The sequence below is a fragment of the Mesorhizobium sp. P2_D1 genome (assembly GCF_056404455.1).
This window is the reverse complement of record NZ_JBFUDZ010000050.1, coordinates 24,396-43,368: the sequence shown is the minus strand read 5'-3', so window position 1 is coordinate 43,368 and position 18,973 is coordinate 24,396. Positions and strand designations below refer to the sequence as shown.

The following is an 18,973-nucleotide window of genomic DNA, read 5'->3' as shown; positions in this document are numbered from 1 at the left end:
TCATTGCGTCGAACGTGCGCGTCGCCGTGGCGGCTTGGGGCCTGCCGACGCTGGCTCGTCCGCCGACTGCGCGGCAAGGCGCAGAGCTCTCAGCCTGGCCGTCTTTTCCTCTCGCGCCGCTCGCTCGGCGGCGGTCACGATCAGCGACTCACGCTTGGCGCGTTCGTCGCGCTCCGTATCGACTTTCGCGCGATTCATATGCCGGTCCTTCCGCTGCTGGGACGTCGGTTTCGGAACCGTTGTCACCTCAATCAGTCTCCGCATGGTGCAGCGGTGCGGCGTCGGTGACGATTACAAATGATGGCCAGTGGAATCTTTCGGTTCGAGCCCTGGGCCGAGGCTTTCAGTCACACCACCCCGACGAGACGACCAGCGATGCTTCGAAGACATGGCGCCCGCTCTCGTCCCGCACTTTCACGGTAATGACCGTGCGATCGTTCTCGATCATCTCGTCGCGGACGATGTCGGGCAATATGCGAATGGCCTCTCGCCGCAGGCGTTCGCGCGTTTCGAACACCTGCCCGTCATCGTCGACCGTCAGACCATCACCATTGTAGAGGTCGAGGTAATATCTGGGCATGATGCGCTGGACCTCCAGATGATGATGTGCGCGAGAGATTCAACCGACAATTCGCGGACCGAACTGTTGTTCCACCTGAGGTGGCGTTTGCCGGCGAATAAGTGCACTCTAACAAATGTTAATGCCTGGCCCCGTCCGAAGACCTAGTGCTTCCGCAGCCGCCCCATGCTTGCGCCAAACGAATTGGCGATCGGCTCTGAGCCCCTTCGCTGGAGATAGCGGTGCTTGAATCCCTTTATCTGAACCTTGGCCAACACGACGCGCTATCCGACGGCGAGAAAGCGTTGCTGGCCGGTGCCATGACCTTCGAAAGGCATTTTGCGACCGGACAGGACATTGTCGCCTCGGGATCGCGGCCGACTTACTCGACTTTGATCCTCGACGGCCTGGCGGCACGCTACAAGGTGCTGGAGAATGGCGGCCGACAGTTCACCTCATTGCAGGTGCCTGGCGACTTCGTCGATCTCCACGCTTTCCTGCTGAAGACTATGGATCACGGCATCGTTGCCCTGTCGCCTTGTCATGTCATGTTCGCCGATCACAGCCGGCTGCGTGCCATCACCGAGGAGGCACCGCATCTGACCCGGCTGTTGTGGCTGGACACGCTGGTTGATGGCGCCATCCACCGCGAGTGGATCGTGGCGATGGGACGCCGCTCCAAGACCTCGCATCTGGCCCATCTCGTCTGTGAACTTTTCGTGCGCTTGCAGGTGGTGCAACGCACCAACGGCATGAGCTTTCATCTGCCGCTTTCACAGGCCGAACTGGCCGACGTGCTTGGCCTCTCGGTTGTGCATATGAACCGCGTTATCGGCGCCTTGCGCAAGGTCGGCGTCGTCAACTGGGCGAACCACACGGTGACCATTCTCGACTGGCACCGGCTGCAGGAAATCGCCGAGTTCGACCCGACCTATCTCAGCATGATGCGGGAACCGCGCTAGCTCGTTCCTGGCGCGGCTCACCGATCATGAGTTTTTCAGGTTACGCCGCTTCGGCTGCAACGTTCACAGCCGTCTCCGCGATCTGCGTCAAGGCTTCGTCGGTGGCCTTCTCCTCCTTCAGCGTGGCTTCGAGAAGCGTCACCGCATCATTCAGGCCGAGTTCGCCGGCCCAGGTCCTAAGCGTGCCATAGCGCGAAATCTCGTAGTGTTCGACCGCTTGCGCTGCCGCGAGAAGGCCGGCGTCGAGCGCCGGAGATTCCTTGTATTCCTCCATGATCTCGGCGCCTTCCTCGGTGATGCCCATGATGGCCGCACACGTCTTGCCGACCGCCTTCTTGCCGATGACGCCGAAGACCTTCTCCAGCCTTGCGACATGGCCCTCGGTCTCGGTGCGGTGCTTTTCGAAGGCCGCTTTCAGGTCGGCGCTTTGCGCGGCCTTGGCCATTTTCGGCAGCGTCGCCAGGATCTTCTTCTCGGCGAAATAGATGTCCTTCAGGGTGTCGTGAAACAGATCGTCGAGCATTTTCTGCTTTGCCATGGTCATCTCCTGTGGTGAGCCCTCAGGTCGACAATCTCGCATTGGAAGTTTTGTTCCGCTCGTTGCGGCAATGACGTCCCCAGCGACCCAAATTTGTTGGCCCGGGGCCGGCCATGAGCCGGGCGAAAAACCTTTATAAAATTCCTATTTCTTTCCTTCCCGCCCCGTCTCGAACCTTTATGGCGATCGGGTCCATATTCCGCCTTGAGCAAAAGTTGGCGCCGTCACACCTGAAGTATGGCGGGCCGCTTTTTGCGCAATCGCCGACCTGTTTACGCAATCGCCGACCTGCCTATGGCAGGTGCTACGGTCGAAAGTAGAAGATCGGAAGCAAGGAACAAGCACAATGGACATCGTCGTTCTCGGGATCGGGATTTTGTTTTTTGCCCTGTCCTTCGCCTACATCAAAGCCTGCGACATTCTCTAACGCGAGGACCGTGAAATGCTCGTCGACTATATTCTCGGTGGCAGTGTGACGCTGTTCCTGCTCGTCTACCTGACATACGCCCTCGTTCGTCCAGAACGCTTCTGACGGCAATAGACGCAAGGTCCGGAAAGCTACARCCATGACACTCAACGGATGGCTACAGATCCTCGTCTACTGCGGGATCGTCGTTTTGCTGGTGAAGCCGCTCGGCGGCTACATGTACCGCGTCTTCAACGGCGACCGGACATTTCTTTCGCCGGTTCTAGGCCCGATTGAACGCGGGCTCTATCGCATCGCCGGCACCAGTGAACGCGAGGAGCAACACTGGACCGCCTATGCGGCAGGCATCATGCTCTTCAGCGTTGCCAGCTTCCTGGTGCTTTACGTCCTGCAGCGGCTGCAAGGCGTCCTGCCTTACAATCCCGCCGGAATGACCGCTGTCGAACCCAACCTCGCCTTCAACACCGCCGTCAGCTTCGTGAGCAACACCAACTGGCAGAACTATGGTGGCGAGAGCACGATGTCCTACCTCGTGCAGATGGCCGGCCTCACCGTGCAGAACTTCCTGTCGGCGGCGGTCGGCATCGCCATCGCGGTCGCGCTGATCCGTGGTTTTGCCCGTGCTTCGGCCAAGTCCATCGGCAATTTCTGGGTCGATATGACCCGCTGCACCCTCTATGTGCTGTTGCCGCTCTGCATCGTCCTGACCCTTGTCTACGTCTATCTCGGCATGCCGCAGACGCTCGGCCCGTACGTCAACGCCACCACGCTTGAAGGCGCGCAGCAGACGATCGCGGTCGGTCCGGTCGCCTCGCAGGTGGCCATCAAGATGCTCGGCACCAATGGCGGCGGCTTCTTCAATGCCAATGCCGCGCATCCGTTCGAAAATCCCGACGCGATCTCCAACCTGATCCAGATGGTGACGATCTTCGCACTCGGTGCTGCCTTGACCAACGTCTTCGGCCGCATGGTCGGCAACCAGCGCCAGGGCTGGGCGATCCTGGCCACGATGGGCGTCCTGTTCATCGCAGGTGTCGCCGTCTGCTACTGGGCGGAAGCCGGCGGCAATCCGCTGGTGCACGCGCTTGGCATCGATGGCGGCAACATGGAAGGCAAGGAGACGCGCTTCGGCATCGCCATGTCGGCCCTGTTTGCGGTCGTCACCACCGCCGCATCCTGCGGCGCGGTCAACGCCATGCACGACAGCTTCACGGCGCTCGGCGGCTTCATCCCGATGATCAACATGCAGCTCGGCGAAGTCATCGTCGGCGGCGTCGGCGCCGGCTTCTACGGAATCCTGATGTTCATCGTCGTCGCCGTATTCGTTGCCGGACTGATGGTTGGCCGAACCCCCGAATATCTCGGCAAGAAGATCGAAGCCAAGGAAGTCAAGATGGCGATGCTGGCCATCCTCTGCCTGCCGCTGGCGATGCTGGTCTTCACGGCCATCGCCGTGGTCCTGCCGAGCGCTGTGGCATCCATCGCCAATGGCGGGCCGCATGGCTTCTCCGAGATACTCTACGCCTATACCTCGGCGGCAGCGAACAACGGCTCGGCCTTTGGCGGCCTCAGCGGCAACACGCCCTGGTACAACATCACGCTCGGCATCACCATGCTGATGGGACGTTTCCTGGTCATCATTCCGGCGCTGGCCATTGCCGGCTCGCTGGTGGCCAAGAAGACGGTCCCGGCCTCGGCGGGCACGTTCCCGACCGATGGCCCGCTGTTCGTCGGCCTGCTGGTCGGCGTCATCCTGATCGTCGTCGGCCTGACCTTCTTCCCGGCACTGGCGATCGGGCCGATCGTCGAACACCTGGCAATGATCCATGGGCAAACATTCTGATGCCGCCCCGTCTTGGATAGAAGTCATGTCCTGGTTCAACACCACGCGTCGCAAGGCTCGGCCCAAGGCCGATAATGAGGGGGAGGCAACTCCCCCTCCCTTCCCGAGCGTATCCACGTTCCTGGGCATTGCGGCGGTCATGATCGTGATCTGGCTGCTGGTCTATGGGCCGCCCTTTTCGGCATCCGATCGATCGGTGCCATCCAACAACAGCGAAGCCGGAGCTCCAAAATGAGCCACTCAAAATCCGCGAGCATCATGGATGCTAGCATCCTCTTGCCCGCTATCGGCGGGGCCTTCAAGAAATTGAACCCGCGCACCCTCATCAGAAATCCGGTGATGTTCGTCGTCGCCGTCGTTTCGGCGCTTACGACCGTGCTGTTCGTCAGGGATCTGATCACCGGCGGTGGCGATTTCAGCTTCACGCTGCAGATCATCATCTGGCTGTGGTTCACCGTGCTGTTCGCCAATTTCGCCGAAGCTGTCGCCGAAGGCCGCGGCAAGGCCCAGGCGGATTCGCTGCGCAAGGCCCGCACCGAAACCCAGGCCAAGCTTTTGACCGGCGAAGATCGCACGAAATACAAACTCGTGCCCGGCACCAGCCTCAAGGTTGGCGATGCCGTGCTGGTCGAGGCCGGCGACATCATCCCGTCGGACGGCGAAGTGATCGAAGGCGTCGCTTCCGTCAACGAAGCGGCGATAACAGGCGAATCCGCGCCAGTCATCCGCGAATCCGGCGGCGACCGTTCGGCGGTCACCGGCGGCACACAGGTGCTGTCCGACTGGATCCGCGTGCGCATCACCGCGGCATCGGGCCATACCTTCCTCGACCGCATGATCTCGCTGGTCGAAGGCGCGGAACGCCAGAAGACGCCGAACGAGATCGCGCTCAACATCCTGCTCGTCGGCATGACGCTGATCTTCGTGCTGGCGACGGCGACGATCCCGAGCTTCGCTTCCTATTCGGGTGGCTACATCTCGGTAACCGTGCTGGTCGCGCTGTTCGTCACCCTGATCCCGACCACTATCGGCGCATTGCTGTCTGCCATCGGCATCGCTGGTATGGACCGCCTGGTGCGCTTCAACGTGCTGGCGATGTCCGGACGCGCCGTCGAGGCGGCCGGCGACGTCGACACGCTGCTGCTCGACAAGACCGGCACCATCACGCTCGGCAACCGCCAGGCGACCGAGTTTCGCCCGGTCAAGGGCGTCACCGAGCAGGAACTGGCCGACGCCGCCCAGCTCGCTTCGCTTGCCGATGAAACGCCGGAAGGCCGTTCGATCGTCGTGCTGGCCAAGGAGAAATACGCCATCCGCGCCCGCGACATGGCAACGCTGCACGCCACCTTCGTGCCCTTCACCGCGCAGACCCGGATGAGCGGCGTCGATATCGACGGCTCCTCGGTGCGCAAGGGCGCGGTCGATTCCGTGCTCGCCCATGTCAGCCAGTCGACGGTCGCAGCCCACGCCACACGGCCCGGCAGCGATACCGTCAGGGACCTCCAGGCGATCGCCGACGAGATCGCGAAGTCGGGCGGCACGCCGCTGGCGGTCGAGCGTGACGGGCGCTTGCTGGGCGTCGTCCATCTCAAGGACATCGTCAAGGGCGGCATCCGGGAGCGCTTCGCCGAACTGCGCAAGATGGGCATCCGTACGGTGATGATCACCGGCGACAACCCGATGACGGCCGCGGCGATCGCCGCGGAAGCCGGCGTCGACGACTTCCTCGCCCAGGCGACGCCCGAGGACAAGCTGAAGCTGATCCGCGACGAGCAGGCCAAGGGCAAGCTTGTCGCCATGTGCGGCGACGGCACCAACGACGCGCCGGCCCTTGCCCAGGCCGATGTCGGCGTCGCCATGAACACCGGCACGGTCGCCGCGCGCGAGGCCGGCAACATGGTCGACCTCGACAGCGATCCGACCAAGCTGATCGAGATCGTCGAGATCGGCAAGGCGCTGCTGATGACGCGCGGTTCGCTGACCACCTTCTCGATCGCCAACGACGTCGCCAAGTACTTCGCCATCATCCCGGCGATGTTCGCCGTGTTCTACGTCGCGCCGGGGCAAACGACCGGCCCGCTGCAGGCGCTCAACATCATGCATCTGGCGACGCCGCAAAGCGCTATCCTGTCGGCCATCATCTTCAACGCGCTGATCATCATCGCGCTGATCCCGCTGTCGCTGAAAGGTGTCAAATATCGTGCCATCGGCGCCGGCGCGCTGCTCAGCCGCAACCTGCTTGTCTACGGCCTCGGCGGCATCATCGTCCCCTTCGTCGGCATCAAGGCGATCGACATGATCGTCACCGCCCTCGGCCTCGCTTAAGGAATACGTCCATGCTCACCCAGATAAGACCCGCGATCATCATGATCGTCTTCTTCACGGTGCTGACCGGCCTCATCTATCCGATTGGCATGACCGGCATCGCCCAGGCGCTGTTCCCGCGCCAGGCCAATGGCAGCCTGATCGAAAAAGACGGCAAGGTCGTCGGCTCCGAACTGATCGGCCAGGCCTTTGCCAGCGACAAGTACTTCCATGGCCGCCCTTCGGCAGCAGGCGACGGCTACAACGCCGCTGCCTCCAGCGGCAGCAACCTCGGCCCGACCAACCCCAAGCTGATCGACCGCATCAAGGGCGATGCCGAAAAGCTGAAAGCGGAGAATCCGAATCAGCCCGTGCCGATGGACCTGGTGACGACGTCCGGCAGCGGCCTCGATCCGCACATCAGCCCGGAAGCGGCCTACTTCCAGGTCGCCCGGGTGGCCAAGGCCAGGGGCGTCGATGAAGCCAAGGTCAAGGCGCTTGTCGACAGCCAGGTCGAGGGCAGGGAACTCGGCTTCATGGGAGAACCGGTGGTCAACGTGCTTGGTCTCAACCTTGCGCTGGACGCCGCGAAATAGTGAATGGTGGGTGCTGGGGATCGACACTACCCCCGGCGCCATCCATGATCGATGCTGATGCCGGACGACAGCCGCAACGAAACCAGACCTTCTCCCGACGCGCTGCTCGATCATGCCGAGCGGGAGGAACGCGGCCGCCTGAGAATATTCCTGGGTGCGGCACCCGGCGTCGGCAAGACCTACGAGATGCTGATGTCGGGCCGCGCCAGGCTGGCCGACGGCGTCGACGTGGTGATCGGCGTCGTCGAGACGCATGGCCGCAAGGAAACACTGGCCCTGGTCGAGGGCTATGAGGTCATTCCCCGCCRCAAGGTCGACTACAAGGGGCGGGTCCTCGACGAGATGGATATCGACGCCATCCTCGCCCGGCGTCCGGCGCTGGTTCTCGTCGACGAACTCGCCCACACCAACGCGCCTGGCAGCCGCCACCCCAAGCGCTACCTCGACGTCCAGGAAATCCTGACGCGAGGCATCGACGTCTACACGACGCTCAATATCCAGCACGTCGAAAGCCTGAACGATGTCGTCGCCCAGATCACCAAGGTCAGGGTCCGCGAGACGGTTCCCGATTCCATCATCGACCAGGCCGACGATGTCGAGATCATCGATCTCACCCCCGACGACCTGATCAAGCGGCTCGAGGAAGGCAAGGTCTATTTCCCCAACACTGCCCAGCGCGCCATCGAGAACTATTTCTCGCCCGGCAACCTGACGGCGCTGAGGGAATTGGCGCTGCGCCGCACCGCCCAGCGCGTCGACGACCAGTTGCTGATCCATATGCAGGCGCATGCCATTCCCGGGCCGTGGGCTGCAGGCGAAAGGGTCCTCGTCTGTCTCGACGCGCGCCAGGGAGGCTCGGCCCGCGTCCGCTATGCACGCAGGCTGGCCGACCGGCTTCGCGCGCCGTGGACGGCGCTGCATGTCGACAGCCCTCGCTCGGCCAGCATGCCGGAGGAGGACAAGGACCGACTCGCCACGAACCTGCGCCTCGCCCAACAGCTTGGTGCCGAGGTGACGACCATTCCGGGTCAGAATTTGGCGCAGGACATCGTGCGTTATGCGACGGCGAACAATTTCACCCATATCGTGGTCGGCAGGCCGACCCGGTCGCGCTGGCGCGAATTGATCGAAGGCTCGCTCACCTACGATCTCATCCGCAATGCCGGTGACATCAGCGTCCATGTCATTTCTGGAAACGAACGCAACACCGAGGCGACGCCGAGGAACGTCAGGGCGGCGGACGAACAGTGGCAGTTCCAGATATGGCCCTATCTCAAGGCCACGGCCTATGTCATGGGCTCGCTCGCCTTCGCCGTCCTTCTCGACCAGTTCCTGGACGTTCGCAACCTCGCCATCATCTTTCTCGTCGGGGTGCTGGCATCGGCGGTGACCGGCGGATTGTGGCCGGCTCTGTATGCCTGTCTCGCCAGCGCGCTGGCGTTCAACTATTTTTTCCTGGAGCCGCGCTACACACTGACGATCCGGGATCCGGAGAGCATCGTTGCGCTCGGCGTCTTCCTGGTTGTCGCCGTCATTGCCAGCAATCTGACGGTGCGCGTGCAGCGCCAGGCGATCGCCGCCCGCTCACGGGCGCGGGCCACCGAGGACATCTACCTCTTTTCAAAGAAGCTCGCCGGCGCCGGCACGCTCGACGACGTTCTTTGGGCCACCGCCTTCCAGATCGCCTCGATGCTGAAGCTGCGGGTGGTGTTGTTGCTGCCGGAAGACGGAACGATCACCGTCAAGGCCGGCTATCCGCCCGACGACACGCTGGCCGAGGCCGACATCGCGGCCGCCCGCTGGGCCTGGGAGCATAACCGTGCCGCGGGACGCGGCGCCGATACCCTTCCGGGCGCCAAGCGCCTCTATCTTCCCTTGCGCACCGGGCGCACGGCAATCGGCGTCGTCGGCCTTGACAACGACAAGCAGGGTCCGTTGCTGACGCCCGAGCAGCAGCGCCTGCTTGATGCGCTGGCCGACCAGGCGGCGGTCGCCATCGAGCGCATCCAGCTCGTCGCCGACGTCGACCGCGCCAAGCTCGCGGCCGAGGCGGACAGGCTGCGCTCGGCACTTCTCACTTCCATCTCGCATGATTTGAAGACGCCGCTCGCCGCCATCATGGGCGCGGCTGGCACGCTGAGGGAATTCGCACCGGCACTTCCCGAACAGGACCGGGTGGAGCTCTTGACGACCGTGCTCGACGAATCCGAGCGGTTGAACCGCTTTATCGCCAATCTGCTCGACATGACCAAGATCGAGTCCGGCGCGATGGAGCCGAACTACGCCTTCCACTATGTCGGCGACATCGTCGGTTCCGCCCTGCAGAGGGCCAGGAAAATCATCGCTGAGCACAAGACCGAGATCGACATCCCCAGCAATTTGCCAATGTTGAAAGTCGACCCCGTGCTGTTCGAGCAGGCGCTGTTCAATCTCCTCGACAATGCGGCGAAATACGCGCCGCCCGGCTCGACGATCCGGATACAGGGCTGGACCGACAATGGTTCCGTCATCCTGCAGGTCATGGATGAAGGGCCGGGCATCCCTCCCGGCGACCTGGAACGGATTTTCGATACGTTCTACCGGGTGCGCAAGCGCGACCAGGTCCGCGCCGGCACCGGGCTCGGCCTGTCGATCTGCCGCGGCTTCATCGAGGCGATGGGGGGCACGATCACGGCGGCAAACCGAACCGACCGTTCGGGTGCTGTCTTCACCATCAAGATGCCGAAGCCGGCGAACCAGCCCGATCTCGATGCCGCCAATACGGACGACAACGAAGTGGGTGACTTGGCATGACAAACTCGAACGTCAGGATATTGGTTGTCGACGACGAGCCGCCGATCCGCAAGCTGCTTCGTGTCGGGCTCGGCAGCCAGGGCTACGCGATCAGCGAGGCGCCGAACGCCAAGGCAGCAATCGAACTGATGGATGCGGAGAAGCCGGATCTCGTCCTGCTCGATCTCGGCCTGCCCGGCATGGGTGGCCACGAGCTGTTGCGCAAATGGCGCGACGACGGCCTCGACATTCCGGTGGTCATCCTGTCCAGCCGGACCGACGAGGCCGGCATCGTCCAGGCTCTGGAACTTGGCGCCGACGACTACGTCACCAAGCCGTTCGGGATGAATGAGCTGGTTGCCCGCATCCGCGTGGCGCTGCGCCACAAGTTCCAGCAGCAAGGTGAAAAGCCGGTGTTCCAGACCGGCGACCTGTCGGTCGATCTGGTCAAACGCATCGTCAAGGTCGAAGGCAAGGACGTCAAGCTGTCGCCGAAGGAATACGAGATCCTGCGCATCCTCGTGCAGCACGCCGGCAAGGTGCTGACCCATCATTTCCTTTTGAAGCAGGTCTGGGGCGATTCGACCGACGTGCAGTATCTCAGGGTCTATGTGCGGCAGCTCAGGCAGAAGATCGAGAAGACCCCCGACCAGCCGCGCTATATCACCACCGAGACCGGTGTCGGCTATCGACTGCGAGAGGTCGAATAGAGGCCGTTCGACGTGACGCTCTGTCTCTTTGAGCAATTCCCTTAGGGAAAGCGCCAATCGCTTTTCCCGGGTTTCACACTTTCCTCGAATTGCTTTAACCAGCGGCCTCCTGCAGGTGGTTTGCCGTCGACGATGTCCGCAAGGCCGCGAGGCAGCCCACAACGCCGAGCGGCACGAAGGCAAGAAACAGCCAGGACGCGACATTCGCGGCCGCGTCGTGATTCAGTCCTTCTGAAAAGCCGCTGGCATTGGCAACGATCCCGGCAAGTGCTGCGCCCACGGCATAGCCGATGCGCTGCATGGTCGGCACCGCAGCCGAGGCGATGGTCTGCTCGTCCTCCGGGGCGGAGGCAACGATGACGCGCGTCAGGAACGGCCAGGCGATGCCGAAGCCGCCACCCTGCAGCAGGGCGCAAAACAGGATCAGCGGAATGGAGCCCAGCGGTATCGTATAGGCAAAGCCGGCGATGCCTGCCGCGATCATCAGCGCGCCGCCAACGATGATCAACCGCTCGCGGTGCGGTGGCGCATTGGCGACGAGGATCGACAGGATCGACCAGGCGATCGATTCGGCGGCGATGATGTAGCCGGTGGTGAGCAGCGGGATGTTGTGCAGGCTGGTCAGGATCAGCGGCCCGTAGACGCCGAAGGAACAGGTCGCTACCGAAAAGGCGGCGACCATGGTCATGCCGGCGCCGACCGGTGTGCGCCAGGAGAACAGCCGCGCCGGAAAAAGCCGGGAGCGCGGCTTCAGCGCGTCGATGTAGAAGAACAGCACCAGGCCGATGAGGCCGAGGGCCATCAGCACCGACGAGCGCAGCAGGGCGATGTCGACGCCTGCCGAGGCGATCAGCACCACGGCGACGGCAAGGCAGCCAAGCGCTGCGAATGGGAAGGGCGGCGCCTTGCCCGCGGTCGCCTGCGGCCTGGTGGCCTCGGGCGTGTTGAGGACAATCAGGCTCGCCATCGCCATCGCAGTGCCGCCGAAGGTGAAGATGCCAAAGGCCCAGCGCCATGACAAAAGCTCGGTCATGATCGCGCCGAGAAGCGGGCCGCTGAAGGCGGCGACGCCCCAGATCGCCGACATGATGCCGAAAAGCTGCGGCCAGATGGCGCGCGAGAACAGCCGTTCGACCGAGACGAAGGCCAGCGACACCAACGCGCCGCCGCCAAGCCCCTCGATCAGGCGGCCGGCAAGGAACAATTGCATGGAAGGCGAGGTGGCGCAGATCAGCGCCCCGGTGGCATAAAGGAGGGCGGCGACCATCATGTTGGTGCGCAGCGCCACATAGCTCACCAGCCGTCCGGCCGCGGCGCCGGCAACGATGGCGCCGAGCTCATAGATGGCCAGAGACCAGCCGACGAGCTGGACGCCGGCCAGTTCGCCGACCATGGCCGGCATCACCGTCGCCACCATCGTCTCGTTGGTGGCGTGCAGCAGGATGCCGAGGCTGATGAAGCAGAAACGCGCCAGGTCGCCGCTTGCCCACAAAGCGCGCCAGTCGACCCTGTTTGTGCTGATTCCGGTCATTTCCACCCCTGCCTTCCATATCTCGATGCCAGCGCATGGCGCCAGAAGCCAGTATGGGTTTCCGGCAGGACCATGCGCAGGCGGGAGCGTGCATCGCGCGCCGCGTCGAGGGCGCCGCTCCAGTCGGGGCAGGCTTGTAAAACCTCAACCGGGGTTGAGCTCAAGCGAAATTTTCGAGATTTTTTCGGGAGGCGACCGGGCGATCAATTCTCGGTGCTGCGCAACTGGAACTGACTGACGCCGATAGCGAGGTTGATGCCGGTCTGCGTCTGCAGGCTGAGTGGCTGCAGGGTGAAGGCCTGCGAGGAGCCGCCGACCAGCAGATTGGCGCCGGCGCCGACGGCGGCCGTTACCTCGGCGCTGGCGCCGATATAGTCGCCGGCCAGCGCGCCCGGCGCGTAGATGTTCTTCAGCGGTGTCAGCACGATCCACTGCATCACCGTCTGCTTCGTGGTGCCGATGTCGAGGCCRTATTTGTTGACGGCGCCGAAATAGGCTTCCGGTGCAAAGGTCTTGTCGGCGGGGTTGAAGGTGCAGCTCAAATCCTTGCTCGAGCCGAAGATGAAGCCGGTGCCGCCGCCGATGGCGCAATCTAGGACGCCGAGTTCGATGCCCTTGTCCTGTGCATGCGCCGCTCCGGCAAGCGTGGTGGCGAATATGGCAGCAGCGATGGCTGTCTTTGGCATGCAGTCCCCCCAGCGGTTCGGAACCGCTCTATCTCTTTGTTTTGACGCAATTCCCTAGGGAAAGCGCCACGCGCTTTTCCTGGCAAAACCGTTTCACCTTTTTCCCGGTATTGCCTAAGAATCAAACGGCGCGGAACCATCCTATCTGGTTCCGCGCCGTAAATAGAGGGTCGTGGGAGCGCATGGCTCCATGCAATTACTTGAGCGAGTGGATCAGCTCCAGCGAGGTCACGGCCACGGCGAGGTTGACGCCGGTCTGTGCTTGCACGCTGAGCGGCTCCAGCATGAAGGCGCTGTTGAAGCCACCGACCAGCAGGTTGGCGCCACCGCCTGTCACCACGCTGGCCTCGGCATTGACACCATAATAGCTGCCGGCGAGATCGCCCGCATCACGTTCGCGCGTTGCCGCCAGCACGGCCCAGACGAGCTGGCCCTGATGCGTCTGGCCGACATCGACGCCGATCTTGGAGATGACGCCGGTGTAAATCTCCGACGGTCCGTGGTGGTAGGGGCGGAAGACACAGGACACGCCCTTGTTGGAAGCGACGATGTAAGAGGTGCCGCCATCAATGGTGCAGTCGAGCGTTCCGAGCTGCAGCTTGCCGGCGCTGGCAGGGGCGGCGGCGAACACCGTCGTGGCGAGGGCCGCGGCGCAGGCGAGTTTCTTGATCATGGGAGGGTCCTTTCGCAAATTGCTTGGAATAACGGCTTGGGTGGCCAGACCGTTCCCCTGAAAACTTGGCGCGAACAAGGCACGCGCCAACACCTTGCCGCCGGGGTTAATGCGCGGTTGCCGGATTGATGGGTTTTCAAGAGCCGCGCGCTCGTTCGGGCGCACAACGGGCAGCGCTTTGATTGGCGCCTAAGTCGCACCGCTGACGCGGGCGAGGCCATCCTTGGCCGGCTGGTAGGTCGGATCAAGATGCACGGCTTCGCGGTAGGATTTMCCCGCCTTGACCTTGTCGCCGCGCCGCTCGTAGATCAGCGCCTGATTGGCCCAGGCCTCGGCGTTCTTGCCGTCGAGCTTGATCGCCATGTTGAAGTCGGCAAAGGCGTTGTCTTCGTCGTTGGTGGCCAGATAGGAAAGGCCGCGGCCGTTGTAGGGTTCGGCGGCGTCCGGCGCTAGCGAGATGGCGGTCGAGAAATCCTCGATGGCGAATTTGTGCTGGCCCTGGCTCTGATAGATCAGGCCGCGATTGTGGTAAGCGCGCGCATCGGTGGTGTCGAGCTGGATTGCCTTCTGGAAGTCGTTGAAGGCATCCTGGGTGCGACCCGCCTTGCGGTAGAGATTGCCGCGGCCGATATAGGCGGCGTCATAATTGCTATTGATCTGGATCGAACGGTTGTAGTCGTCGAGCGCGGCCTTCTGATTGCCGAGGAAGCGCTGAATGAGCGCACGGTTCGAGTAGGCCTGGTAGAAATTCGGGTTGAGCTGGATGGCGGTGTTGAAATCCTGGAGCGCCGCCTGGTACTGGCCGCCACGGCCATAAGCGGAGCCGCGCACATTGTAGCCTTCGGGATCCTTGGGATTGCGCTGGATCACCGCCGACAGCGAGGAGATGTTCTCGCTCGAGCCTTGCGCCTTGTCGATGTTGTTGAATTCGCCTGTAGGGCCCGCCGTCTGGCAGCCGGCCAGCGCCAGCCCGGAAAGCAGGGCTGCCGTCAGGGCAAAGCCGCGCAATGGGGTTCTGCGCTCCACGCTGATTGCGTTCATGTCTGCCCTGTCCTCACTTCAGTCGCGTCACTCGGGTCCGGGTCCCCCCTCCGGGCCGGGTCAAAATTGTCGTAAAGCGTTAGAGCGTCCTTTGCGCGTCCAAGTGGACGCCTGTCGCCCTAAACAAAAAGGTGGCGGCGATTCCGCATCGCGCCACCTCTGGTATCCTTCGAAAAGGACGAAAAATTGGCGTTAGAACCGCGGCGGGCGCGGAGCACCACCTGCACCGCCGGCGGCGCCAGCAGCGACCGGACGCGGCGTCATCGGCAGCAGGCCTTCGCGCTGTGCGCGCTTGCGGGCCAGCTTGCGGGCGCGGCGCACGGCTTCGGCCTTTTCACGGGCGCGCTTCTCGGAAGGCTTCTCGTAATGGCCGCGCATCTTCATTTCGCGGAAAATGCCTTCGCGCTGCATCTTCTTCTTGAGCGCGCGAAGCGCCTGATCAACGTTATTGTCGCGGACGAGTACCTGCACGGGCAATCCTGTCTTTCGGGTTTGATATCAACAGGCAAGCGGCCATAGCCACAAGCCTCCGCGGCGATCTACACCACGAATTGTGGCGGCTGATAGCAGAATCAGGCCGCGCTGTCCACAGCCGAAATGAACATCAGCGGCAAACCGCAGCCGGTTTGCCGCTGGATCGGGAGCCGACTACGCCGTAGCGAGGTGAAGCCGCTCGAAATCCTCGAAGAACTCACCATAGTCGCACGTGATCTCCTCCCCGGCCGCGATGTCGCGGGTGGCGATGGCGCCGCCATACTGCGAAAAATCCGTATTCGGCCGTTCGGCGTGATTCATGAAACGCCCATTGTCGACCTCATAGACCATGAAACCGGGACGGTCCGGGCTTGGATAGGCATAGCGGTCGAGCAATTCCCTCAGATGCGAGGGGGCTGCCTCGTATTTTTCCATCGGAATCAATCGGTCGAAATCCGGATCGAGCCGCCAGATCGAGGCGCCTTTCCTGATCGGTTCGGCGGCGAACACGCCGACGCCTTCGATTGCACTCGCAGCCACGTAGGTTCTGATCAGCATCATGGTTCCAGGACCTGTATTGGCAAAAGACCCGTTTCGACAGGAAACGGCATCGCCAAATCGCACGGAAAAAGCAAGACCGGCCGTCCACCTTGCGACAATCAACATGCATCCTGGCGGGGAAAAGCCTTCACGTCCGATTGATCGACACGCCGCCATCGGCAAACAGCGCGGCTCCCGTGGTGAAGCTCGACGCGTCGGAGGCGAGGTAGAGGGCCGAACGGGCGATCTCTTCCGGTGTCGCGACACGCTTCAGCGCATGCAGGTTTTCGACGAAAGCCCGCGACTCAGGAGTCTTGAAGGTCGCTGCCGGCGTGTCGGTGCCGCCGGGCAGCAGCGCGTTGACCCGCACGCCCTTTGGGCCATATTCAGCGGCAAGCACCTGCGTCAGCCCGATCAGCCCGGCCTTGCTCGCGGCATAGCTGGTCATGCCGGGCATGCCGACGGTGTTGCCGACGAAGGTGGAAGTGAAGATCAGCGAACCACCGCCGCGCTCGATCATCGCCGGAACCTGATATTTCGCGCCGAGAAACGCGCTGGTGAGGTTGGTGTCGAGCGTCTCGCGCCATTCTTCCAGCGGCAGTTCCGAAATCGGACCCATCAGGCCGACGGCGCCGGCGTTGTTGAAGGCGATGTCGAGCCCACCGAATTTTTCGACAGCCAGATCGACAAGGGCTTTCGCATATGTTTCGTCGCGGACATTGCCGGCAAGGGCGACGGCCGTGCCGTCGGCGTCGGCTATCTCGGCCACCAGCGCATCGAGCTCGGCCTGGCGGCGGGCGGCGACGATGACCTTGGCGCCTTCCTCGGCGAAGAGTTTCGCGGTGGCGCGGCCGATGCCGGAACTGGCGCCGGTGACGATGGCGATCTTGTTGGCGAGTGCGAGCATGGCTGTCGTCCTTCTGTCGGTCCTGTCTGGCCGACTGGTGCCGGCAACGAGGTCCCTTGATCGCAGGCCACACCTACCCGCGACACCCGATACCTGCGCAGTTCGTTTCTTGCGGCTGGTCGTTGGAGGGAGCGACTCGCGAAAGGCGACGCCGGTAGGGCGAACTATTGCTTCAACAACCAGCTGAGGCGATCGAGCGAGAATGCGTAGCTGATGACGATAAGCAGAGCCATGACGATGCCTGTGGTCATGCGGCCTGTCAGATAGAACCCAGCCGCGCCGCCGAACAGGATGACGAGCTCCAGAGCCAGACGCACCGCACCCGGTACGGGCACCGGGGCGCGGCCCGACCGGCTGGGATCGTCGAGCACGGCGAAGGTCCCCCACAAGGCAGCCGCAATGAGCGGCAAGGCCAGGGCCAGGAGCCACCGCCACAATCCATCGGAGAGACCCCAGCCCGACAAGCCGAGGCCAAGCAAGGCGGCAAGCTCCAGCAGGAAGCGCAACGTCAAATTCCACCAGGCGTTGCCCATAATTGCCTCCCGAGTCCCGCGACAGGCAATGTGACTGAAGGCAGCCATGGCTACCAGATCGCATGCGTCATTTTCGGCGCGGCGCAAAACGGCAAGCGCCGTCGCAAACAGCGCAAGGGTGGAAGCTGCGTTTCGCTAGTGATACACCTCGCGCGCCGGGGTCGATAGAATGCCCTGCCGCCATTTGCGAGGCTGGAACGTTGAAGAAATATTCGGTATTCGCCATCGCCCGCGAGGCCATGCGCGGCCACAAGGGCTGGGAGGAGCAGTGGTCCTCGCCTGAGCCGAAGAAGGAGTATGACGTCATCATCGTCGGCGCCGGCGGTCATGGCCTGGCCACCGCCTATTACCTCGCCACGGTGCACGGCATCACCAATGTCGCGGTGCTGGAAAAAGGCTGGCTCGGCGGCGGCAACACCGGCCGCAACACCACCATCATCCGCTCGAACTATCTCTATGACGAGAGCGCCGGCATCTACGACCATGCGCTGAAGCTGTGGGACGGGCTCAGCCAGGAGCTCAACTACAACGTCATGTATTCGGCGCGTGGCGTCATGATGCTGGCCCACAACGTGCACGACATCCAGGTGCTGAAGCGTCATGTCCACGCCAACCGGCTGAACGGCATCGACAATGAATGGCTGACGCCGGAGCAGGCGAAGGAATTCTGCCCGCCGCTAAACACCTCCAAGGATGCGCGCTATCCCGTCGTCGGTGCGGCCTTGCAGCGCCGCGGCGGCACGGCGCGCCACGATGCCGTGGCCTGGGGCTATGCCCGTGGCGCCTCGGCGCGCGGCGTCCACATCATCCAGAATTGCGAGGTCACCGGCGTCAAGCGGGCGGCTAATGGCGCGGTCATGGGCGTCGACACGACGCGCGGCTTCATCGGCGCCAAGAAGGTCGGCGTCGTTGCCGCCGGCCACTCGTCCGTCATCATGAACATGGCCGGCGTGCGCATGCCGTTGGAAAGCTATCCGCTGCAGGCGCTGGTGTCGGAGCCGGTCAAGCCGGTGGTGCCTTGCGTGGTGATGTCGAACACGGTGCATGCCTATATCTCGCAGTCCGACAAGGGCGAGCTGGTCATCGGCGCCGGCACCGACCAGTACGTCTCCTATTCGCAGACCGGCGGCCTGCACATATTGCAGCACACGCTCGACGCCATCTGCGAGATGTTCCCGATCTTCACGCGCATGAAGATGCTGCGCTCATGGGGCGGCATCGTCGACGTCACACCCGACCGCTCGCCGATCCTGGCCAAGACGCCGGTGCCCGGCCTCTATGTCAATTGCGGCTGGGGCACGGGCGGCTTCAAGGCGACGCCGGGCTCCGGCCATGTCTTTGCCCACACCATCGCCAAGGATGATCCGCATCCGATCAACGCGCCCTTCACCATCGAGCGCTTCCGCACCGGCCGACTCATCGACGAGGCGGCGGCGGCGGCGGTGGCGCACTGATGATGGCGCAGATGGCTGTCGCCATGCCGCTGATGCTGGCGGGGGAACAGGGCATGTTCCATTTTCCCTCGGCGGACGAAGTGCGCACGCAGCCGATCAGCCGCGCCGGGAACGAGGCCAACTGGCCGTTTTCCGTCGATGACGGCATCCTGGCCTGCGTGTGGAGCGGCGGCCAGAAGGTGGTCATGTTCCTGGAGAACATGCCTTCCGACCAGGATGAGGACGACACATTCGAGCCGCGCCGCGTCATCGTCACGACCGATCCGATGCAACTCACCATCGGCAACATGGCGTACCGCGACCTGTTTCGTCCGGCCGCAAGCGTGGAGGAGCGCATCCGGCTCGTCGCGCCTTTTGCCGCCATGGGCCAGAGGCTTTGCGACCAACCCGCCGGCGCTCATGTCGGCAACGGCGAATTGTAGG

At 63.2% G+C, this 18,973-nt stretch carries 21 protein-coding genes; 10 read left to right on the top strand and 11 right to left on the bottom strand.

Features of this window, described 5'->3' with window-relative positions:
• Together AC1D0I_RS26520 and AC1D0I_RS26515 are read right to left on the bottom strand one after the other, a co-directional pair.
• The gene (locus AC1D0I_RS26520; protein WP_477398806.1) at nucleotides 1-198 is read right to left on the bottom strand and encodes a hypothetical protein; all 198 of its coding nucleotides are present in this window, start codon (nucleotides 196-198) and stop codon (nucleotides 1-3) included.
• Nucleotides 199-343: 145 nt separating this feature from the next.
• Nucleotides 344-580 (bottom strand): DUF6894 family protein, encoded by a 237-nt coding sequence (locus tag AC1D0I_RS26515; RefSeq protein ID WP_095084645.1) that lies wholly within the window; start codon nucleotides 578-580, stop codon nucleotides 344-346.
• 221 nt (nucleotides 581-801) lie between these two features.
• On the opposite strand from AC1D0I_RS26515, the gene AC1D0I_RS26510 reads away from it, so the two are divergent.
• Nucleotides 802-1,521 (top strand): Crp/Fnr family transcriptional regulator, encoded by a 720-nt coding sequence (locus tag AC1D0I_RS26510; RefSeq protein WP_477227958.1) that lies wholly within the window; start codon nucleotides 802-804, stop codon nucleotides 1,519-1,521.
• A 40-nt stretch (nucleotides 1,522-1,561) separates the two neighbouring features.
• Here the strand turns inward: AC1D0I_RS26510 and AC1D0I_RS26505 are convergent, their stop codons facing one another.
• A complete protein-coding gene (locus tag AC1D0I_RS26505; RefSeq protein ID WP_477306445.1) occupies nucleotides 1,562-2,059 on the bottom strand; it encodes a YciE/YciF ferroxidase family protein in 498 nt (165 codons plus the stop codon).
• A 442-nt stretch (nucleotides 2,060-2,501) separates the two neighbouring features.
• Here AC1D0I_RS26505 and AC1D0I_RS26500 point away from each other — a divergent pair, with 442 nt between their 5' ends.
• The 7 genes from AC1D0I_RS26500 to AC1D0I_RS26470 are packed head-to-tail and all read left to right on the top strand — an operon-like array spanning nucleotide 2,502 to nucleotide 10,711.
• Entirely contained in the window at nucleotides 2,502-2,591 is a 90-nt protein-coding gene (locus AC1D0I_RS26500) for a K(+)-transporting ATPase subunit F (RefSeq protein ID WP_095084642.1), read from the top strand.
• A gap of 34 nt (nucleotides 2,592-2,625) precedes the next feature.
• Nucleotides 2,626-4,329, top strand: coding sequence for a potassium-transporting ATPase subunit KdpA (kdpA, locus tag AC1D0I_RS26495; RefSeq protein WP_477227960.1), 1,704 nt, complete (start codon nucleotides 2,626-2,628; stop codon nucleotides 4,327-4,329).
• Between the two features lie 25 nt (nucleotides 4,330-4,354).
• Entirely contained in the window at nucleotides 4,355-4,564 is a 210-nt protein-coding gene (locus AC1D0I_RS26490) for a hypothetical protein (protein WP_095084640.1), read from the top strand.
• The gene (gene kdpB, locus AC1D0I_RS26485) at nucleotides 4,561-6,654 is read left to right on the top strand and encodes a potassium-transporting ATPase subunit KdpB (protein WP_095084639.1); all 2,094 of its coding nucleotides are present in this window, start codon (nucleotides 4,561-4,563) and stop codon (nucleotides 6,652-6,654) included. Before AC1D0I_RS26490 ends, kdpB begins: the two co-directional genes overlap by 4 nt.
• Nucleotides 6,655-6,665: 11 nt before the next feature.
• On the top strand, nucleotides 6,666-7,229 hold the full coding sequence (gene kdpC, locus AC1D0I_RS26480) for a potassium-transporting ATPase subunit KdpC (protein WP_457154564.1): 564 nt from the start codon (nucleotides 6,666-6,668) through the stop codon (nucleotides 7,227-7,229).
• Nucleotides 7,230-7,286: 57 nt separating this feature from the next.
• On the top strand, nucleotides 7,287-10,022 hold the full coding sequence (locus tag AC1D0I_RS26475) for a DUF4118 domain-containing protein (RefSeq protein WP_477398804.1): 2,736 nt from the start codon (nucleotides 7,287-7,289) through the stop codon (nucleotides 10,020-10,022).
• Nucleotides 10,019-10,711, top strand: coding sequence for a response regulator transcription factor (locus AC1D0I_RS26470; protein ID WP_457153126.1), 693 nt, complete (start codon nucleotides 10,019-10,021; stop codon nucleotides 10,709-10,711). Before AC1D0I_RS26475 ends, AC1D0I_RS26470 begins: the two co-directional genes overlap by 4 nt.
• A gap of 94 nt (nucleotides 10,712-10,805) precedes the next feature.
• Here AC1D0I_RS26470 and AC1D0I_RS26465 read toward each other — a convergent pair whose 3' ends face one another.
• The 8 genes from AC1D0I_RS26465 to AC1D0I_RS26430 form a co-directional block, all read right to left on the bottom strand.
• The gene (locus AC1D0I_RS26465; protein ID WP_477398802.1) at nucleotides 10,806-12,242 is read right to left on the bottom strand and encodes an MFS transporter; all 1,437 of its coding nucleotides are present in this window, start codon (nucleotides 12,240-12,242) and stop codon (nucleotides 10,806-10,808) included.
• 203 nt (nucleotides 12,243-12,445) lie between these two features.
• The gene (locus tag AC1D0I_RS26460; RefSeq protein ID WP_457153124.1) at nucleotides 12,446-12,928 is read right to left on the bottom strand and encodes a DUF992 domain-containing protein; all 483 of its coding nucleotides are present in this window, start codon (nucleotides 12,926-12,928) and stop codon (nucleotides 12,446-12,448) included.
• A gap of 196 nt (nucleotides 12,929-13,124) precedes the next feature.
• A complete protein-coding gene (locus AC1D0I_RS26455) occupies nucleotides 13,125-13,601 on the bottom strand; it encodes a DUF992 domain-containing protein (protein WP_095084635.1) in 477 nt (158 codons plus the stop codon).
• A gap of 189 nt (nucleotides 13,602-13,790) precedes the next feature.
• Nucleotides 13,791-14,642, bottom strand: a complete 852-nt coding sequence (locus tag AC1D0I_RS26450) for a tetratricopeptide repeat protein (protein ID WP_477398800.1) — start codon at nucleotides 14,640-14,642, stop codon at nucleotides 13,791-13,793.
• Between the two features lie 192 nt (nucleotides 14,643-14,834).
• Complete coding sequence (gene rpsU / locus AC1D0I_RS26445; RefSeq protein WP_023810129.1) at nucleotides 14,835-15,113, bottom strand: 30S ribosomal protein S21; 279 nt, start codon at nucleotides 15,111-15,113, stop codon at nucleotides 14,835-14,837.
• 177 nt (nucleotides 15,114-15,290) lie between these two features.
• Nucleotides 15,291-15,677 (bottom strand): SET domain-containing protein, encoded by a 387-nt coding sequence (locus tag AC1D0I_RS26440; RefSeq protein ID WP_457153128.1) that lies wholly within the window; start codon nucleotides 15,675-15,677, stop codon nucleotides 15,291-15,293.
• Between the two features lie 127 nt (nucleotides 15,678-15,804).
• Nucleotides 15,805-16,563: an SDR family oxidoreductase gene (locus AC1D0I_RS26435; protein ID WP_477398798.1), complete on the bottom strand. Its 759-nt coding sequence runs from the start codon at nucleotides 16,561-16,563 to the stop codon at nucleotides 15,805-15,807.
• A 164-nt stretch (nucleotides 16,564-16,727) separates the two neighbouring features.
• Complete coding sequence (locus AC1D0I_RS26430; protein WP_095084631.1) at nucleotides 16,728-17,096, bottom strand: DUF2568 domain-containing protein; 369 nt, start codon at nucleotides 17,094-17,096, stop codon at nucleotides 16,728-16,730.
• Between the two features lie 200 nt (nucleotides 17,097-17,296).
• Between AC1D0I_RS26430 and AC1D0I_RS26425 the strand changes: the two genes are divergently transcribed.
• Nucleotides 17,297-18,550, top strand: a complete 1,254-nt coding sequence (locus tag AC1D0I_RS26425) for a sarcosine oxidase subunit beta (protein ID WP_095084630.1) — start codon at nucleotides 17,297-17,299, stop codon at nucleotides 18,548-18,550.
• The gene (locus AC1D0I_RS26420) at nucleotides 18,550-18,972 is read left to right on the top strand and encodes a hypothetical protein (protein WP_095084629.1); all 423 of its coding nucleotides are present in this window, start codon (nucleotides 18,550-18,552) and stop codon (nucleotides 18,970-18,972) included. Before AC1D0I_RS26425 ends, AC1D0I_RS26420 begins: the two co-directional genes overlap by 1 nt.
• The last annotated feature ends 1 nt before the right edge of the window (nucleotide 18,973 follow it).

Excerpts from the sequence above, each read along its gene's own strand:
- AC1D0I_RS26490 (WP_095084640.1), top strand. The coding sequence starts at position 4,355 with ATGTCCTGGTTCAACACCACGCGTCGCAAGGCTCGGCCCAAGGCCGAT.
- AC1D0I_RS26505 (WP_477306445.1), bottom strand. The coding sequence starts at position 2,059 with ATGGCAAAGCAGAAAATGCTCGACGATCTGTTTCACGACACCCTGAAG.
- AC1D0I_RS26500 (WP_095084642.1), top strand. The coding sequence starts at position 2,502 with ATGCTCGTCGACTATATTCTCGGTGGCAGTGTGACGCTGTTCCTGCTC.
- kdpA (WP_477227960.1), top strand. The coding sequence starts at position 2,626 with ATGACACTCAACGGATGGCTACAGATCCTCGTCTACTGCGGGATCGTC.
- kdpC (WP_457154564.1), top strand. The coding sequence starts at position 6,666 with ATGCTCACCCAGATAAGACCCGCGATCATCATGATCGTCTTCTTCACG.
- kdpB (WP_095084639.1), top strand. The coding sequence starts at position 4,561 with ATGAGCCACTCAAAATCCGCGAGCATCATGGATGCTAGCATCCTCTTG.
- AC1D0I_RS26465 (WP_477398802.1), bottom strand. The coding sequence starts at position 12,242 with ATGACCGGAATCAGCACAAACAGGGTCGACTGGCGCGCTTTGTGGGCA.
- AC1D0I_RS26515 (WP_095084645.1), bottom strand. The coding sequence starts at position 580 with ATGCCCAGATATTACCTCGACCTCTACAATGGTGATGGTCTGACGGTC.
- AC1D0I_RS26455 (WP_095084635.1), bottom strand. The coding sequence starts at position 13,601 with ATGATCAAGAAACTCGCCTGCGCCGCGGCCCTCGCCACGACGGTGTTC.
- AC1D0I_RS26520 (WP_477398806.1), bottom strand. The coding sequence starts at position 198 with ATGAATCGCGCGAAAGTCGATACGGAGCGCGACGAACGCGCCAAGCGT.
- AC1D0I_RS26440 (WP_457153128.1), bottom strand. The coding sequence starts at position 15,677 with ATGATGCTGATCAGAACCTACGTGGCTGCGAGTGCAATCGAAGGCGTC.
- AC1D0I_RS26435 (WP_477398798.1), bottom strand. The coding sequence starts at position 16,563 with ATGCTCGCACTCGCCAACAAGATCGCCATCGTCACCGGCGCCAGTTCC.
- AC1D0I_RS26430 (WP_095084631.1), bottom strand. The coding sequence starts at position 17,096 with ATGGGCAACGCCTGGTGGAATTTGACGTTGCGCTTCCTGCTGGAGCTT.
- AC1D0I_RS26420 (WP_095084629.1), top strand. The coding sequence starts at position 18,550 with ATGATGGCGCAGATGGCTGTCGCCATGCCGCTGATGCTGGCGGGGGAA.
- AC1D0I_RS26470 (WP_457153126.1), top strand. The coding sequence starts at position 10,019 with ATGACAAACTCGAACGTCAGGATATTGGTTGTCGACGACGAGCCGCCG.